We start from the raw sequence: 15,505 nt of genomic DNA on the forward strand, positions 1-15,505 counted from the left end.
CGCGGGCCTATTGGGCCTGCTGCTGACGACGGTGGCGATGCTCGCCGCCCTGCCCCTGGCCGCCCTCGCCCCGCTTGCCGGCCCATTGCCCCTTGCCCTTGCCTTGGCCCATGCGGCCGGCGGCCTGGCCGGGCAGCTGCACCTTGCCGCCCTCGCGCAGGCGGTCGCCGCCCTCGGTGATCACCTTCTCGCCGACCGTCAGGCCGCTGGTCAGCGACACCTGCGTGGTGGTCGAGGGACCGGCGACGACCTTGCGCTTGTGCACCACCTGGCCCTCGCCCAGCACCCAGACGAAGGCGCCGTCGCTGCTCTGGCGCAGGGCCGTGGCCGGCACGACCACGGCGTTCCTGATGGTGTCCAGCTCCAGGCGGACATTGACGAACTGGCTGGGGAACAGCGTCCCGCCGGCGTTTGGGAACCGGGCCTTGGCCTTGACCGTGCCGGTGCCCGTGTCGACGACGTTGTCGAGGGTCGAGAAGGTTCCGGCGCCGAGCGTGGTGGTCCGCGTCCGATCCAGGGCGATGACCGGCAGCGCCGCGCCGCCGTTGGCCCGCGCGCCGATGCGCGGCACGTCGTCCTGCGGGACCGTGAATTCGACGTCGATCGGCGAAACGGTGGTGATCACCGCCACCCCGTTGGTGTCGCCCGCCCCGATATAGTTGCCCACGTCGACGACCCGCAGGCCCACCCGGCCGCTGACCGGGGCGACGATCCGCGCATAGCCGACATTCAGCCGCGCCGTGCCGACGGCGGCCTTGTCGGCCATCACCGTGCCCTGCAGCTGCTTGACGGTCGCGGCCTGGGTGTCGACGTCCTGGCGGGCGATGGAGTCCTGGGCCAGCAGCGTCTGGTAACGCGCCAGGGTGACCTGGGCGTTGGCCAGCTGGGCCTCGTCGCGGGTCAGGTTCCCTTGCGCCTGCAGCAGGTCCATCTGGAACTGGCGGGGATCGATCTGCACCAGCGGCTGGCCGGCGCGGACCATCTGGCCTTCCCTGAACAGCACCTGGGTGATCACGCCGGCCACCTGCGGCCGGACGGTGACCGTCGCGGCCGGAGTCACCGTGCCCAGGGCCTCGATCACCACCGGCAGGTCGGTCTGGGTCGCGGTGGCCACCGCCACGGTGCTGGCCGGACCGCCGCGCCGTCCGCCGCCGAAGCCGCCGCCCGGGCCGCCCGGGCCGCCGGGCCCGCCGGCCGCGTCGCCCTCGCCCCTGGGCGCGTGCATCAGGCTCCAGGCCAGCCACACCACGCCCGCCAGCACCGCCAGGGCGATCGCGCCCCCGATGATCTGCGCCTTGCGGCTGACGGGGCGGATCGGTCGGTGGGGTTCGGTCATCGAGATCTCGGGCGCGCGGGGGCTATGGAGAGCGGACGAACGCTACTGTTCGAAGCACCAAACGCCACAATGGCGAAACGGATGCTCGTACGGTCGCGCTCGGCGGCCGCGTCAGCGGTCGCTCACAGCCTTACTTGCCCGGCCACATTGCCTGCGCATTTCAAGGTCGAAACTTGCGCCGCCGCATCTTTGCCGCCAGTTGGCGAGCGGCGTCGAGGCCCAACGCGCGCCTAGGCGCCGTTCAGCCGCCAGGCGAACCGGGTGGCGATGGTCACCGCGCCGTCCTTGCCCCCCGCCGGTCCGTCCAGCGTCTCGCTCTCGATGAACTGCAGGCCGGCCTCCTTCTGGGATCGCCAGACCACGCGGGTCAGGTGCACCCGCTTGGCGATCGAATCCACCAGGAAGATGCCCTCCTCGGGCAGGCCCATGTCGGCGAGCGAAACCCGCGCCCCGCCGTCGGCGATGTCGATCAGCGAGCACTTCCAGGCCTTGCGGCCATCGACCAGATAGGCCTTGCGCTTGGTCGGCGTGCGGGGGTGGGCCCGCTGTTCGAGACCGCGTGATTGGACATCTGTTCGCATGGCCACAACCCTAGCGCGGCACGGTTAACGGATGGCGCCGCTTGGAGAAGCTTTGCTATTGCGAGCGAACCGCGTCGACACAAGGTCTTTGGGGCGCCGACGATCAGTTGATCCAGCCGCCGTCGATGATGTGGATCTGGCCAGTGGTGAAGCTCGACTCGTCGCTGCCCAGATACAGCGCCAGCTGCGCCAGTTCCTCGGGCCTGCCCAGGCGGCCCATCGGTTGGCGCGCGGTGAAGGCCTGGCGGGCGGCCTCGTAGTCGCCGGTGTCGGCCAGGCGCTGGTTCAGGGACGGAGTCTCCACCGTGCCCGGGCAGATGGCGTTGCAGCGGACGCCCTGACCCACGAAATCGGCGGCCACGGCCTTGGTCAGGCCGATCACCGCGGCCTTGGTCGCCCCGTAGGCGAAGCGGCCGGGCACGCCTTTGATCGAGCTGGCCACCGAGGCCATGTTGACGATCGACCCGCCGCCGGCCGTCAGCATGGCCGGCAGGAAGGCGCGGATCATCCGGTACATGGCGTTGACGTTCAGATCGTTGGAGAACGCCCAGGCCGCCTCGTCGCAGTCGAGGATGGTGCCGGAATGCACGAAGCCGGCGCAGTTGAACAGCACGTCGACCGGGCCCAGCTCGGCGGCCAGGTCGGTGATGGCCTTGGGGTCCAGCACGTCCAGGCGGCGGGGCTCGCAGCCCACGACCTGCGCCAGCAGGGCCTCGTTGATGTCGGTGGCGATCACCCGCGCGCCCTCGCGGGCGAACAGTTCGGCGCTGGCCTTGCCAATGCCCTGCGCGGCCGCCGTGACCAGGGCGGTCTTGCCGGAAAGTCTTCCCATCTCGATAGCTCTCTAATTGGCCCGCCGCAGCGGAAGGCAGGCCGGACCGATCGGGTCGAAGGCCTTGTAGGTGAGGATGAATTCCTGGTGGCCCAAGGCTTCCGAAACGGTGCGTTCGCCGCCGGCCACGGCCAGGACCAGGTCGTAGATCTCGGTCCCGACCTCGTCGAGGGTCCCGCGCCCCTCCATGATCCGCCCGGCGTCGACGTCCATGTCGCCGCTCAGCTTGCGATAGGTCTCGGGATTGGCGCAGATCTTGATGACCGGCGAGATCGCCGAGCCGACCACCGAGCCACGACCGGTGGTGAACAGGGTGATGTGGGCGCCGCAGGCGATCAGCTCGACGATCTCGGCGTTATCGGAGATGTTGGGAAAGCCGAAGCGCACCTCGCCGTCCGGCACCACGTCCAGCAGGTAGAGCCCCCCGCTGGGCGGCAGGTCGCCGGGCTTGAGGATGCCCACGATCGGCGCCGATCCGGACTTGGAATAGGCCCCCATCGACTTTTCTTCCTGGGTGGTCAGCCCGCCCTCTGCGTTGCCCGGCGCGAAGCTGCCGTAGCCCATGACGGTGTAGTAGGCCTCGGCCTTCTGGACGCTGCGCTCCAGCTCCAGGCCCAGTTCCGGCGTGATCGCCCGGCTGGCCATGATCGTCTCGCAGCCGACCAGTTCGCCCGTCTCCTCGAACACGCAGGCCGCGCCGTCGGCCCCCAGCCGGTCAAACGCCCGCCCGACGGCCGGATTGGCGGTGATGCCGCTGGTGCCGTCCGAGCCGCCGCAGATGGTGCCGATCACCAGCTCCGAGACCGCCATGGGCGCCAGGGGCGTCTGGTCGGCGACGGCGCGCAGGCGGGCGACCGCCTCCAGCCCCTTGGCGATGGTGCTGGCCGTGCCGCCGTTCTCCTGGATCACCAGGGTCTCGACCGGTCGCCCGCTGGCCTCGATGGTCGCCCGCAGCTGTTCGCGGTTGAAGCTCTCGCAGCCCAGCGAGACCAGCAGCACCCCGCCGACATTGGGATGCGTGGTGATCGCCTGCATCACCTTCAGCGCGTAGGCGTTGGGATAGCAGCCGGGAAAGCCGATCAGGTGCGTCTCGGCGTCGTCGCTCCTGGTCACGATCGCCCGGGCGACGTGGTGGGCGCATTCGACCAGGTAGGCGACGGCCACGACGTTGCGGACGCCCTTGCGGCCGTCGGCCCGGAGATAGCCGCGCAGCGTGTGCGACATGGTCATGATCCTTCCGCGCCCGTCGCCTGCCGGGTGTGGCTGGCGATGTAGTCGCTCTTCATATTGTGCAGGTGGACATGGCCGCCAACGGCGACCGGCGCGGTGATCGAGCCGATCGGCGCGCCGTACTTGAGCACCTTGTCGCCCACCGCCAGGGCCCGGCGGGCCAGCTTGTGGCCGACTCCGACGTCGGCGCTGGCCGTCACGGCCTGGCCGTCGACCACCAGGGCCTGGCCCGCGCGCACCGGCGCGCTGAGCACCAGCACATTGTCGTCGGGGTGAAGCAGGATCAGGCTCATCGGGACTTCCTGGGCGTCGGCGCGCCCGGATGCAGCAGGGACTCGGCGCGAAGGTCGTCCCACAGGGCGTCGGGGATGGCGTGCGCCGCCCAGGCCAGGGCCTGGCGCACCTGCTCAGGACTGGACATGCCAGGGATAACGCTCGTCACTTGCGGATGGGCCAGCGGAAACTGCAGGGCGGCGGCGGCCAGGGGCGTGGCATGGGCCAGGCAGACGGCCTCCAGCCTGCGGACTCGATCGAGAATCTCAGCCGGGGCCGCGCCGTAGTTGTAGTGGGCGCCCGGCCCCGCGCCCTCGACCAGGATCCCCGAATTGAACGGCCCGCCGACGATGATCGACACCTCGCGGGCGGCGCAGCGCGGCAGGAAGCGGTCCAGCGCCGTCTGTTCCAGCAGGGTGTAGCGGCCGGCCAGCAGGAAGACGTCGAAATCGCCCTCGTCCAGCGCCGCGTCGCAGACCTCCCATTCGTTGACGCCCAGGCCGATCGCGCCGACCGCGCCGCTGTCGCGCAAGGCCCGCATCGCCCTGTAGCCGCCGTCGAAGAACTCGCGGCGCCGCGCGGCGTCCTCGTCGCCATGGGTGACCGCGCCCAGGTCGTGGGCCAGCAGCACGTCGACATGGTCGCGCTTCAGGCGCGCCAGGCTGCTCTCAAACGACCGCATGACCCCATCATACGAGTAGTCGAACACCGGCTCGAACGGCGCGGCGCCGACGAAGCCGTGGCGTTCGGCGGCCGGATCGGCCTCCGGCGCCGGGCGCAGCAGCCGGCCCACCTTGGTCGAGATCCGGGCGTTCGCCGGCAGCGCCTCGCCCAGGCGGGCCTCGCTGAGGCCGAAGCCGTAGTGCGGCGCGGTGTCGAAATAGGCGAGCCCGGCCGACAGGGCCGCCTCGATCGTCTCGCGCGCGGCGGCGTCGCTCATGGCGGCGTAGAGATTGCCGATCGCCGCGGCGCCGAAGCCCAGCGGCGGCAGGTCCAATCGGCCGCGGCCCTCCGCCCGGTCGCGGGAGGATGTCTGCGCGTCGGCGAAGATCACTGGAATTGGCCTCCAAGTTCCACGGAGATTTCGTCGGCCGCCGCCCGGATGGCCGCGATCGTGTCGGGCACGGGGATGGCCGTGGGCGTTTCAACATAGGGCGAGGTCAGGGCCGCGGCGACGCCTTCGGGACCGAAGATCGGCGCCGACAGGTCGACCACGAGCCGGGTCACGCCACTGGACGCCTGGACGTGCTGGTCGGCCCTGGCCTCTTCGGCCTTGGCCTCGAACTTGGCCCAGGCGGTCCGGCTGACGGTGGGTTCCAGACGGGCGCGCCACTCATCCCGGACGCGCTTGGGCTGGAAGGCGTAGAGCACCAGACCCGAGGTCGCCTCGACGATGGCCCGGTGATAGCCGACGCGCACCGAGAAGCCCTGGTTGCCGGGGGCCTCGATCCTGGCCACCACCACCATTTCGGCGGCGCTGGCCACCGCCAGGTGGCAGGACTGGCCGATCGTCTCGGACAGGCGCCGCATCACGGGCAGGGCCGCCTCCAGCACGCTCTTGGCCGGCGCCCGGGTCATGCCCAGCGAGAACAGCTTGTTGGTCAGCACCAGGCCGTCACCGGCCGGCGTGTTGGCGACATAGCCCCGCTGCTCCAGCACCTGGACCATCCGGAACAGCTCGCTGACGGACCGGTTCAGCGCCGCGGCGATCTGGACCATGCCCATGGGCGCGCCGCGCGCCGCCAGCAGCTCGAGGACGTCCAGGCCCTTCTCGAGGGCCGGGGCGCGGTATTTGGCGGACGTTTCTTCGGACTCGGTCATGGCCCTATATCCGATAGAAGCGGCGGGATGTCCCGCCGAACAGGGCCGCCAGTTCGTCCGGATCGGTCAGCCCGCTAAGCTCCCTGGCCAGGGTCAGCCAGCCGCCGTAGTCGCCCGCCAGGTTCAGCACCGGCCAGTCGCTGCCCCACATCAGGCGCTCGGCGCCGAAGGCGGCGACCAGATGGGCGACATAGGGTGCCAGGGCCTCGCTCTCCTGCTCCGGCGCGGCTTCGGTCAGGAGGCCCGACAGCTTGCAGAACACGTGCGGCAGCGCCGCCAGGGCGTCGATTCCCCGTTTCCAGGCGCCGTCACGGTCTCCGGCGGCGATCGGCGGCTTGGCGCCGTGGTCGATGACGATCGCCAGGTCGGGCCGGCGGCGCGCCAGGACCAGCAGGTGCGGCAGATGCCGGGTCAGGACCAGGGCGTCCAGGGACAGGCCGTGGGCGACCATCGCGTCCAGCGCGGGGTCCAGGCCGGGCGCGGCGATCCAGGCGTCGTCGTCGAGGCTCTGCAGCATCGGTCTCAGGCCGCGAAGCTTGGGATTTCGGCTCAGTTGCGCGATGCGCGCCGGGGCCGTGGGCGACGCGAGGTCCGCCCAGCCTACGACGCCCAGCACCAGCGGCTCGTCGGCCGCCACCGCCAGCAGCCAGTCCGTGTCGCGATCGTCGGGCTGGGACTGCACCAGCACGCAGCCCGTCAGGCCCAGAGGCGCCGCGATCGCCGCCAGGTCGGCGGGGCCGAAGTCGCGGTGGATGGCCGCCAGATCCGGCGTCGGCCAGGAGAAGCCGTTCTCCCCGACCCGCCAGAAATGCTGGTGGGCGTCGATCAGCACGAGACGATCGCCTTGATCACCCCGGCCTGGGGCTCCATCCAGCCCGGCAGGGCCTCCGCGACTTCCGCCAGGGTGGCGGCGTGGGTGTTCAGGGCCTTGGTCGGGACCTTGCCCGCCCGCATCGCCGCGACCACCGCGTCGAAGTCCTCCGGGGTGGCGTTGCGGCTGCCCAACAGCGTCGTCTCGCGCTTGTGGAACTCCGGGTCCGAGAAGGTGATGTCCGCCCCGACCACCGAGATCAGCACATAGGCGCCCCCATGACCGACATAGGCGAAGCCCGCCTCGATCGCCTTGGGGTTGCCCGTGGCGTCGAAGACCACGTCGAAGAAGTCGCCGTCCGTGAGATCGGACAAGGCCTGTCGCGTGTCGTCGTTCAGGGTCACGATCTGGTCCACGCCCAGCTGGTCGCGGCAGAAGTCCAGGCGGTCCTGACGACCATCCAGCGCCGTGACGATCCCGCCCTCGAGCTTGGCGAACAGCGCCGCTGCGATGCCGATCGGCCCGGCGCCGACCACCAGCACCGACTGTCCCGGCGTGATGGCGGCCCGGCGCACGGCGTGGGCGCCGATGGCCAGGAACTCGATCATCGCCGCCTCGTCCAGGGTGATCCCCTCGGCCTTGCGGACGAAGCCTTGAGGAACGGCCAGATACTCGGCCATGCCGCCGTCGCGGTGCACGCCCAGCACCTGGATGTTCATGCAGCAGTTGGGCTTGGCCTTGCGGCACGCCGCGCAGGTCCCGCACGACATGTAGGGCATCACATAGACCGGATCCCCAGGGACCAGGACACCCCCGGTCGGCGCGGAAACCACTTCACCGGCCAGTTCGTGACCCATCACCCGCGGATAGGCCAGGAACGGCTGGGTCCCGCGGTAGATGTGCATGTCGGTGCCGCACACCCCGACGCGGCGCACGCGGATCAGCACCTCGCCGTCCGCCGGCTCGGGGATCGGGCGACGCTCCAGGACCAGCTGTCCCGGAGCGGCGCAGACGAGGGCGTCCATCATCAGTGAGCCCCTGCCGGAGCGGCCTTCAGGTCCTCGCGGGTCGCGCGGCCGGCCGTGAAGCCGAACAGCCCGACCACCGCGAAGCAGACGCAGGGCACCAGGATGGCCAGGTCGATGGCGCTGGCGTCCGAGACCGCCCCCATCAGCGTCGTCAGCACCGCGCCGCCGATGATGCTCATCACCAGGAACGACGAGCCGGTCTTGGTCAGCGGACCCAGGCCCTTCAGCGAGCCGGCGAAGATGGTGGGGAACATGATCGACATGAAGAAGCTGGTCGACGCCAGGGCGTAGAGCCCGACCTTGCCGCCCACCAGGGCCGCCACCAGGGTCAGGCCGACATTGATCGCCGCGAACAGGCCCATCAGCAGCGAGGGGCGCACCCGGCTCATGGCGGCCGTGCCGATGAAGCGCCCGATCATGAAGCCGACCAGCGACCAGGACAGATAGGCGGCGGCCGCCTTCTCGCCCAGGCCCGGCACCTCGTGCTGGGCGTAGCGGATCATAAAGCTCCAGACCCCGACCTGGGCGCCGACATAGAAGAACTGGGCCGCCACGCCGAACACGAACCGGGGTCGGGCCAGCAGGGCCGGGATCGCCTTGGCGGCCGGCAGGCCGGCCTCGGCCTCGCCGGGATCGGGTCGCCCCGCCTGGTGCGGAAACTTCGTGAAGGCCACCAGCAGGGCCCAGGCCAGCACGACGGCGGCGATGATCAGGTACGGAACCTGGGTCGAATGGGCCTCGGCGGTCTGGAAGGCGTCCAACTGGGCCGGCGTCATGGCGGCGAACTCGGCCTTGGTCGGCTCCACGCCCGACAGGATGAACTGGCGCCCGACCACCACGGCGGTGATCGACCCCAGGGGGTTGAAGGCCTGGGCGAAGTTCAGGCGCTGCTCGGCCTTGGCCGGGTCGCCCAGCACCGTGATCAGCGGATTGGCCGAGGTTTCCAGGAAGGCCAGGCCCGAGGCCAGGACGAACAGGGCGGCCAGGAACCAGGAATATTGCCGCGCCTCGGCGGCGGGCCAGAACAGCAGGGCGCCCAGGCCGAACAGCAGAAGGCCGACGATCACCGCGGCCTTGTAGCCGTAGCGGCGCATCACCGCGCTGGCCGGCAAGGCCAGGAAGAAATAGCCCAGATAGAAGGCCATCTGCACCAGGCCCGACTGAAGGTCGGTAAGGAAGAAGGCCTTCTTCAAATGCGGAATCAGCACGTCGTTGAGGTTGTTGGCGACGCCCCATAGAAAGAACAAGGCGACGATAAGCACGAGCGGGGCTAGGGCCGTCCGCTCCGATGGACGTTGTTCCATGGGGGCTTCCTTCCAAGGGGACGATTGACCCGGCCCCGTTTATCTGGGACGGAAATCACCACATATGAAATGGCGCGTCAAATATGAAAGAGCGCCCTAGTTCAATGGAGGAAAACGCCATGGCCACGCGGCATTGCCTCGCGCTGGACCTTCACGATGACCCCGAGACCATCGCCGCCTACCGGCGCTGGCACGCGCCCGGCGGCCCTCCCGCGGCCGTGACCGAGTCGATCCGCCGGGCCGGGATCCTCGACATGCAGATCTGGCTGACCGGCCCTCGGCTGTTCATGATCATGGAGACCGGGCCGGACTTTTCCCCCGAGGCCAAGGCCGCAGCCGACGCCGCCGATCCGGACGTCCAGGCCTGGGAGGCGCTGATGGGCAAGCTGCAGAAGGCCTTGCCCTGGGCCGCGCCGGGCGAGAAATGGACGCCGGCCGAGCGGATCTTCAGCCTGGCCGAGCAGCCCTGAGGCGCTTCAGCTCATCGGAGCGAAGCCTCCAGTTGACGGATCAGTTCCCCGATCTTGCCACCGCGGGCTGGAGCGGGGGGATAGCGCTTGAGGACCTCCACCACGACTGGCGGCGGAAGGATTCGTGCTTGCGCCACGGAGCTCCGCCCCGTGGGTTCTTCTGCAGCGGCGAGTTCGAACGCGCGCATGGCGTGAGCGGCCGATCCGAGGATGTGCTTGACCTGGGTCTCCTTCGCCAGCGGATGGAGGAAGGCGGCCCCAGCCGCCGCCAGCGCCGCGCGAGCGGCTTCGCTTGCGGCGGCCAGCCCCGCCTCACCGGCCTCCCGCGCCGCCCGGTGCGCCGCCCAGGCGCTATCCCGCAGCGCCTTGGTTCGGGGGCCTCCATCAGCGAAGGCCTGCGCGACACCGATCGCCTCCCGTGGGCGCGTATCCCCGGGACGCGCCTGCTCGAAGATCGCCAAGACGGACCGAGCGCATGCCGCCGCATAGGCGACGACCTGGCGAAGTTCAGCCAGGCTGAGTTCGATTATCGGGGAGTCCTCGGCCATACCGCGCGCGCCTCGCGTCACGCCACGAACGGGAACGGCGACAGGGCCTTGCTGGACTCCTCGACCAGCAGGGTCCGGTTGATCGGCGCGGCGGCCCGTTGCGGACAGGCCGGCCGCTCGCAGATCCGGCACGACGGGCCGATCTCCACCGCCGCCGGCGCGGCGATGTCCAGACCCCGGGCATAGACCAGCTTGCCAGCGTGCTTGAGCTCGCAGCCCAGCCCCACCACCAGTTCGTCCTCCAGCCCCGCCTGCAGGCCCGACACCCGCCGCACGGTGCGCGAGAGAGTGAAGTAGCGCTCGCGATCGGGGGTTTCGATCACCTGGGTGACGATCCGCCCCGGCGTCTTGAAGCTGTCGTGGACGTTCCAGCGCGGACAGGCGCCGCCGAATCGCGAGAACGGGAACGGACCGGCGGCGAACCGCTTGGAGATGTTGCCCGCCGCGTCCAGCCGCATCATGAAGAACGGCACGCCGCGCGATCCGGGCCGGCTGAGGGTGGTCAGGCGCTGGGCGGCCTGCTCGTAGCTGATCCCGAAGCGCGATCGCACCCGCTCGATGTCGTAGCCGCTGGCTTCCATGGCGGCGAGGAAGGGCTCGTACGGCGTCATGATCGCCGCGGCCAGGTAGTTGTCGAGGAACACCTTGAGCAGCTGGCGGGTGGCGCGGTCGGGGGCCTGGAAGCGGTCGGTTAGGGCCGACAGGGTCTCGCCCGCCTCCATCAGACCCAGCTGGTAGCACATGGCGAAGATCCGGCTGGCCGGGGCCAGGGTCTCCGAGAGCATCAGCCGCTTGCGGTGATGGTCGTAGCGCCGAAGCGACCCGGTCATGGTTTCGACCGGCATCACCCGCGCCTGGACGCCGAAGCGCTCGAGCAGCCGGGCCCGCACGGCGGGGCCCAGGTCCTGGGGATCGGCCTTCATCGCCGCGACGATCGGCTCGGCGGCGGTCTCCAGTTCGGCGAAGTGGTTGCGTTGCGATCCCACGAGGTCGCGCACCCAGTCGGTCGGCGAATGGGACGACACCGGCGCCGCCCCATCCGGCCGCTCGAACGCGCCCAGGTCGATCAGCCGGCCGCGGTCGAGATAGGCGCGATAGAGCCGCGCCATGGCCTCGGCGATGCCCGGCGACAGTTCGGCCACCTCGGCCGCCTCGTGCCGGCTGACGCCCAGGTCGGCGAACATCTTGTCGGCCAGCACCTCGTCCAGGCCGGCCCCGCCGCCGGGGTCGTCGGCCGACAGGCTGCGCAGGTCCAGGTCGTAGGCGTCGGCCAGGCGCAGCAGGATCTGGGCCGTGACCGGGCGCTGGTTGCGTTCCAGCAGGTTCAGATAGCTGGCCGAGACACCCAGATTCTCGGCCATGCGGCTCTGGGTGACGCCCAGGTCGCGCCGTAGCCGCTTGAGCCGGCCGCCGAGGAACAGCTTCTTTTCATGCGTCGCCATTCAGTCACGTTGTCATAGCTTTACAAGAATTACAAAGTCGATTTGTGACAAATTACCTTCAATAGGTTCGACGCGGACCGCGCCACGACGCTTAGCTCCCCTCACGAACTTTTCCGCCCGGTCATCCCTGGCCGGCCGACGATGGGACCCAAGAGCCATGACGCTGCGCAAGACCTACGCCCAACACCGCCAAGAGCTGCTGGCCCGCTATCCCCAGGGCGTCACGCCGGGCGGCGTCGCGGTGGACGACATCATCCAGCTGAAGCTGCAGAACACCTTCTCGACCCATCTGGACATCGCCCGCGAGATGGCCGGGGTCATGCGGGCCGACATGGCGGAATACGACGCCGACAGCGGCAAGTTCACCCAGTCGCTGGGCTGCTGGTCGGGCTTCCACGCCCAGCAGATGATCAAGTCGGTCAAGCGCCTGCGCGGCACGACCAAAGGGGCCTATGTCTATCTGTCCGGCTGGATGGTGGCGGGTCTGCGCAACCGCTTCGGCCACCTGCCCGACCAGTCGATGCACGAGAAGACCTCGGTGGTCGACCTGATCGAGGAGATCTACGTTTCGCTGCGCCAGGCCGACGAGGTGGCGATCAACGACCTGTTCAAGACCCTGCGCGCGGCCCGCGACGCGGGCGACAAGGCGGCCGAGCAGACGGCGATCGCGGCCATCGACGGCTTCGAGACCCACGTCGTGCCGATCATCGCCGACATCGACGCCGGCTTCGGCAACGAGAACGCCACCTACCTGTTGGCCAAGGAGATGATCAAGGCCGGCGCCTGCTGCCTGCAGATCGAGAACCAGGTCTCGGACGCCAAGCAGTGCGGCCACCAGGACGGCAAGGTCACCGTGCCGCGCGAGGACTTCATCGAGAAGCTGCGCGCCTGCCGCCTGGCCTTCGAGGAACTGGGCGTCGACCAGGGCGTCATCGTCGCCCGCACCGACAGCCTGGGCGCGGGCCTGACCCAGAAGGTGCCCGTCAGCCAGGAGCCGGGCGACCTGGCCAGCGACTACATCAAGTGGCTGAAGACCGAGCCCATCACCCCGGACAATCCCATCCTGCCGGGCGAGTTGGCGCTCTACCGCGACGGCCGGTTCGAGAAGCCCGTGCGCATGCCCAACGGCCTGTTCGCCTTCCAGGAGGGCACCGGCCGGGCGCGGGTGATCGAGGACTGCATCGCCTCGCTGACCCTGGGCGGCGCCGACCTGCTGTGGATCGAGACCGACACCCCCAATGTCGACGAGATCGCCTCGATGGTGGCCGAGATCCGCAAGGTCGCGCCCAACGCCAAGCTGACCTACAACAACTCGCCGTCGTTCAACTGGACCCTGAACCTGCGCCGCCAGGTGCGCGACCAGTGGATCGCGCAGGGCAAGATCCACAAGGACAGCTATCCCGACGGTCCGGGGCTGATGTCGGCCGAGTTCGACGCCAGCGACCTGGGCCGCGAGACCGACGAGCGCCTGGCCCGCTTCCAGGTCGACATCTCGGCCCGGGCGGGGGTGTTCCACAACCTGATCACCCTGCCGACCTTCCACCTGACGGCCAAGAGCATGGACGAGCTGTCGCGCGGCTATTTCGGCGACGACCGGATGAAGGCCTATGTCAATTCGGTGCAGCGCGAGGAGATCCGCCGCGGCGTCTCGGCGGTCAAGCACCAGCACGAAGTCGGCTCGGACCTGGGAGACAGCTTCAAGGAGATGGTCGCAGGCGAACGCGCCCTGAAGGCCGGCGGCCACGCCAACACCATGAACCAGTTCGCCGCCGAATAGCGGCGAACACGCCCTTCCCTCCCCCTTCCACCCGATCGAGGATTCAACCATGACCGCCACGCAATTCGCTCCCGCCGCCATGCCGAACGCCACCGACCAGCAACGGGCGGTCGATCGGGTGGCCGAGGCCGCCCACCGGCTGAACGAGGCGGTGCAGCGCGCCATCGCGGCCGGCTATTCGGTCGAGCTGGTGCGCACCTCGCGCCACCACGACGGCGCGGGCAACTGGGGCGACCAGATCGTCCCGACCGTCCGTCCCGGAACGAGATAGCCGTATCTCCGCTCATCCCGGCGAATGCCGGGACCCAGATGGAATGGCTTTGAGACTGACGCCAAAAGCGCTGAGCTCTTCCCATTATTCCATCGCTATAGGATCTGGGTCCCGGCATTCGCCGGGATGAGCGGATCAAATTGTCATTCTAAATATCGCGTCCAACAGGATTCCCCACATGCCCCTCGACATCGCCGCCAACGTCCAGATCAACGGTCCCGTCGAGGGCCGCGCGGTGGAGATCCTGACGCCCGAGGCCCTGGCCTTCGTGGCCGACCTGCACCGTCGGTTCGACGCCCGCCGGCGCGAGCTTCTGGCGGCGCGCGTCGCCCGCCAGGCCCGTTTCGACGCCGGCGAGCTGCCCGATTTCCTGCCGGAGACCGCCGAGGTGCGGGCCGCCAACTGGAGCGTCGCGCCGATCCCGGCCGACCTGCAGGACCGCCGGGTCGAGATCACCGGGCCGGTCGACCGCAAGATGATCATCAACGCCCTGAACTGCGGGGCCAAGGTGTTCATGGCCGACTTCGAGGACGCCACCTCGCCGACCTGGGCCAATGTTCTGGAGGGGCAGGTCAACCTGAAGGATCGCTGGGCGGGAAACCTGACCCACGTCGATCCCAGGTCCGGCAAGCGCTATGCGCTGGGAGCCAACCCGGCCGTCCTGAAAATCCGCCCCCGTGGCTGGCATCTGCCTGAACAGCACATGGAAGTGGATGGCCAGCCCGTCAGCGGAGCCTTGTTCGACTTCGGCCTCTACCTGTTCCACAACGCCGCGGCCGCCCTGGCCCAGGGCTCGGGCCCCTATTTCTACCTGCCCAAGCTGGAGAGCCATCTGGAGGCGCGCCTCTGGAACGCGGTGTTCGTCCACGCCCAGGCGGCGCTGGGCCTGCCCGTCGGCACGATCAAGGCCACAGTGCTGATCGAGACCATCCCCGCCGCCTTCGAGATGGACGAGATCCTCTTCGAGCTGCGCGACCACATGGCGGGCCTGAACTGCGGCCGCTGGGACTACATCTTCTCGTTCATCAAGCGCCTGGGCCGCCGGCCGGAATTCCTGACGCCGGACCGCTCGGCCATGGTGATGGGCAAGGCCTTCCTGGGCGCCTATTCGCTGAAGCTGATCCAGACCTGCCACCGGCGCGGGGCCTTCGCCATGGGGGGCATGGCCGCCCAGATCCCGGTCAAGGGCGACGACGCCGCCAACCAGGCCGCCTTCGCCAAGGTCCGGGCCGACAAGGAGCGCGAGGCCGGGGCTGGCCACGACGGCACCTGGGTCGCCCACCCCGACCTGGTGCCGGTGGCCATGGAAGTCTTCGACCGCCTGATGCCCGCGCCCAACCAGCTGGACAAGCGCCTGGCGGACCTGACGATCACCCAGGGCCAGATGCTGGAGCTGCACGACGGCCAGCGCACCGAAGCCGGCGTGCGCGAGAACATCCGCGTCGGCGTGCGCTACACCCAAGCCTGGATCGAGGGTCGCGGCGCCGTGCCGCTCTACAACCTGATGGAGGACGCCGCCACGGCCGAGATCTGCCGCACCCAGCTGTGGCAGTGGATCCGCCTCGGCGCCGATCTGGCCGACGGCCGGCAGATGACCTCTCAGCTGTTCGTCGGCCTGTTGACCGAAGAGATGGCCGACCTGCGCCGCGACTTCCCCTCGCCTCGCCTGGAGGATGCGGCCCTGCTGTTCTCGCGGATGGTGCTGTCCGACACGCTGGAGGAGTTCCTGACCCTGCCGGCCTACGAGCTGATCGCCTAGCCGCGCACCGACCGCGGCCAGG

16 protein-coding genes are annotated in these 15,505 nt (G+C 69.6%); 4 read left to right on the top strand and 12 right to left on the bottom strand.

Features of this window, described 5'->3' with window-relative positions; genetic code table 11:
• Window positions 1-7 precede the first annotated feature (7 nt).
• The 10 genes from AC07NX_RS05690 to fucP form a co-directional block, all read right to left on the bottom strand.
• Window positions 8-1,336 carry an efflux RND transporter periplasmic adaptor subunit gene (locus AC07NX_RS05690; protein ID WP_494639886.1) on the bottom strand — a complete coding sequence of 443 codons (1,329 nt, stop codon included), beginning with the start codon at window positions 1,334-1,336 and terminating at the stop codon, window positions 8-10.
• A 230-nt stretch (window positions 1,337-1,566) separates the two neighbouring features.
• Window positions 1,567-1,917 (bottom strand): PilZ domain-containing protein, encoded by a 351-nt coding sequence (locus tag AC07NX_RS05695; RefSeq protein ID WP_494639888.1) that lies wholly within the window; start codon window positions 1,915-1,917, stop codon window positions 1,567-1,569.
• A gap of 103 nt (window positions 1,918-2,020) precedes the next feature.
• Window positions 2,021-2,749 (bottom strand): SDR family oxidoreductase, encoded by a 729-nt coding sequence (locus tag AC07NX_RS05700; protein WP_494639890.1) that lies wholly within the window; start codon window positions 2,747-2,749, stop codon window positions 2,021-2,023.
• A 12-nt stretch (window positions 2,750-2,761) separates the two neighbouring features.
• Entirely contained in the window at window positions 2,762-3,979 is a 1,218-nt protein-coding gene (locus AC07NX_RS05705) for a UxaA family hydrolase (RefSeq protein ID WP_494639892.1), read from the bottom strand.
• Window positions 3,976-4,272: a UxaA family hydrolase gene (locus AC07NX_RS05710; protein WP_494639894.1), complete on the bottom strand. Its 297-nt coding sequence runs from the start codon at window positions 4,270-4,272 to the stop codon at window positions 3,976-3,978. The genes AC07NX_RS05705 and AC07NX_RS05710 overlap by 4 nt, the downstream gene beginning before the upstream one ends.
• Window positions 4,269-5,306 carry an aldo/keto reductase gene (locus AC07NX_RS05715; RefSeq protein WP_494639896.1) on the bottom strand — a complete coding sequence of 346 codons (1,038 nt, stop codon included), beginning with the start codon at window positions 5,304-5,306 and terminating at the stop codon, window positions 4,269-4,271. Before AC07NX_RS05715 ends, AC07NX_RS05710 begins: the two co-directional genes overlap by 4 nt.
• Window positions 5,303-6,073, bottom strand: a complete 771-nt coding sequence (locus AC07NX_RS05720; protein WP_494639898.1) for an IclR family transcriptional regulator — start codon at window positions 6,071-6,073, stop codon at window positions 5,303-5,305. The genes AC07NX_RS05715 and AC07NX_RS05720 overlap by 4 nt, the downstream gene beginning before the upstream one ends.
• Window positions 6,074-6,077: 4 nt before the next feature.
• On the bottom strand, window positions 6,078-6,905 hold the full coding sequence (locus tag AC07NX_RS05725) for an amidohydrolase family protein (RefSeq protein ID WP_494639900.1): 828 nt from the start codon (window positions 6,903-6,905) through the stop codon (window positions 6,078-6,080).
• Window positions 6,899-7,912, bottom strand: coding sequence for a zinc-binding alcohol dehydrogenase family protein (locus AC07NX_RS05730; protein WP_494639902.1), 1,014 nt, complete (start codon window positions 7,910-7,912; stop codon window positions 6,899-6,901). Before AC07NX_RS05730 ends, AC07NX_RS05725 begins: the two co-directional genes overlap by 7 nt.
• Window positions 7,912-9,216, bottom strand: coding sequence for an L-fucose:H+ symporter permease (gene fucP, locus AC07NX_RS05735; RefSeq protein ID WP_494639904.1), 1,305 nt, complete (start codon window positions 9,214-9,216; stop codon window positions 7,912-7,914). Before fucP ends, AC07NX_RS05730 begins: the two co-directional genes overlap by 1 nt.
• A 119-nt stretch (window positions 9,217-9,335) precedes the next feature.
• On the opposite strand from fucP, the gene AC07NX_RS05740 reads away from it, so the two are divergent.
• On the top strand, window positions 9,336-9,686 hold the full coding sequence (locus AC07NX_RS05740; RefSeq protein ID WP_494639906.1) for an L-rhamnose mutarotase: 351 nt from the start codon (window positions 9,336-9,338) through the stop codon (window positions 9,684-9,686).
• A gap of 11 nt (window positions 9,687-9,697) precedes the next feature.
• On the opposite strand, the gene AC07NX_RS05745 is transcribed toward AC07NX_RS05740, so the two are convergent.
• Together AC07NX_RS05745 and AC07NX_RS05750 are read right to left on the bottom strand one after the other, a co-directional pair.
• The gene (locus AC07NX_RS05745; protein WP_494639908.1) at window positions 9,698-10,234 is read right to left on the bottom strand and encodes a putative immunity protein; all 537 of its coding nucleotides are present in this window, start codon (window positions 10,232-10,234) and stop codon (window positions 9,698-9,700) included.
• A gap of 17 nt (window positions 10,235-10,251) precedes the next feature.
• Window positions 10,252-11,676, bottom strand: a complete 1,425-nt coding sequence (locus AC07NX_RS05750) for a helix-turn-helix domain-containing protein (RefSeq protein ID WP_494639910.1) — start codon at window positions 11,674-11,676, stop codon at window positions 10,252-10,254.
• 157 nt (window positions 11,677-11,833) lie between these two features.
• Here AC07NX_RS05750 and AC07NX_RS05755 point away from each other — a divergent pair, with 157 nt between their 5' ends.
• The 3 genes from AC07NX_RS05755 (at window position 11,834) to aceB (ending at window position 15,483) form a co-directional block, all read left to right on the top strand.
• Window positions 11,834-13,453, top strand: coding sequence for an isocitrate lyase (locus AC07NX_RS05755; protein ID WP_494639912.1), 1,620 nt, complete (start codon window positions 11,834-11,836; stop codon window positions 13,451-13,453).
• Window positions 13,454-13,502: 49 nt separating this feature from the next.
• Window positions 13,503-13,724: a hypothetical protein gene (locus tag AC07NX_RS05760; protein ID WP_494639914.1), complete on the top strand. Its 222-nt coding sequence runs from the start codon at window positions 13,503-13,505 to the stop codon at window positions 13,722-13,724.
• A 178-nt stretch (window positions 13,725-13,902) separates the two neighbouring features.
• Complete coding sequence (gene aceB / locus AC07NX_RS05765) at window positions 13,903-15,483, top strand: malate synthase A (RefSeq protein WP_494639916.1); 1,581 nt, start codon at window positions 13,903-13,905, stop codon at window positions 15,481-15,483.
• Window positions 15,484-15,505 lie beyond the last annotated feature (22 nt).

Source organism: Caulobacter sp. GW821-FHT09A05, assembly GCF_059418465.1.

What these genes read in the sequence shown, in the direction of transcription:
- AC07NX_RS05690 (WP_494639886.1), bottom strand. Translation starts at nt 1,336, where the DNA reads ATGACCGAACCCCACCGACCGATCCGCCCCGTCAGCCGCAAGGCGCAG.
- AC07NX_RS05695 (WP_494639888.1), bottom strand. Translation starts at nt 1,917, where the DNA reads ATGCGAACAGATGTCCAATCACGCGGTCTCGAACAGCGGGCCCACCCC.
- AC07NX_RS05700 (WP_494639890.1), bottom strand. Translation starts at nt 2,749, where the DNA reads ATGGGAAGACTTTCCGGCAAGACCGCCCTGGTCACGGCGGCCGCGCAG.
- AC07NX_RS05705 (WP_494639892.1), bottom strand. Translation starts at nt 3,979, where the DNA reads ATGACCATGTCGCACACGCTGCGCGGCTATCTCCGGGCCGACGGCCGC.
- AC07NX_RS05710 (WP_494639894.1), bottom strand. Translation starts at nt 4,272, where the DNA reads ATGAGCCTGATCCTGCTTCACCCCGACGACAATGTGCTGGTGCTCAGC.
- AC07NX_RS05720 (WP_494639898.1), bottom strand. Translation starts at nt 6,073, where the DNA reads ATGACCGAGTCCGAAGAAACGTCCGCCAAATACCGCGCCCCGGCCCTC.
- AC07NX_RS05730 (WP_494639902.1), bottom strand. Translation starts at nt 7,912, where the DNA reads ATGATGGACGCCCTCGTCTGCGCCGCTCCGGGACAGCTGGTCCTGGAG.
- fucP (WP_494639904.1), bottom strand. Translation starts at nt 9,216, where the DNA reads ATGGAACAACGTCCATCGGAGCGGACGGCCCTAGCCCCGCTCGTGCTT.
- AC07NX_RS05740 (WP_494639906.1), top strand. Translation starts at nt 9,336, where the DNA reads ATGGCCACGCGGCATTGCCTCGCGCTGGACCTTCACGATGACCCCGAG.
- AC07NX_RS05745 (WP_494639908.1), bottom strand. Translation starts at nt 10,234, where the DNA reads ATGGCCGAGGACTCCCCGATAATCGAACTCAGCCTGGCTGAACTTCGC.
- AC07NX_RS05750 (WP_494639910.1), bottom strand. Translation starts at nt 11,676, where the DNA reads ATGGCGACGCATGAAAAGAAGCTGTTCCTCGGCGGCCGGCTCAAGCGG.
- AC07NX_RS05755 (WP_494639912.1), top strand. Translation starts at nt 11,834, where the DNA reads ATGACGCTGCGCAAGACCTACGCCCAACACCGCCAAGAGCTGCTGGCC.
- AC07NX_RS05760 (WP_494639914.1), top strand. Translation starts at nt 13,503, where the DNA reads ATGACCGCCACGCAATTCGCTCCCGCCGCCATGCCGAACGCCACCGAC.
- aceB (WP_494639916.1), top strand. Translation starts at nt 13,903, where the DNA reads ATGCCCCTCGACATCGCCGCCAACGTCCAGATCAACGGTCCCGTCGAG.